1 pseudogene is annotated in these 203 nt (G+C 72.9%); it reads left to right on the forward strand.

The features are described 5' to 3' along the window. Window positions 1-203, forward strand: a pseudogene (locus KVT44_RS57710) (acetyl-/propionyl-CoA carboxylase subunit alpha); the annotation flags it as partial.

The following is a 203-nucleotide window of genomic DNA, read 5'->3' on the forward strand; positions in this document are numbered from 1 at the left end:
TGCTCGCCAAGCTGATCGTCACCGGCGCCACCCGGGAGCAGGCGCTCCAGCGCGCCGCCCGCGCCCTCGAGGAGTTCGAGATCGGCGGGATGGCCACCGCGCTGCCCTTCCACCGCGCGGTCGTCAAGGACCCGGCCTTCGCCCCCGAACTGACCGGCTCCACCGACCCGTTCACGGTCCACACCCGCTGGATCGAGACCGAG

The organism is Streptomyces sp. GbtcB7 (assembly GCF_019091445.1).
Taxonomy (GTDB): Bacteria; Actinomycetota; Actinomycetes; order Streptomycetales; family Streptomycetaceae; genus Streptomyces; species Streptomyces mirabilis.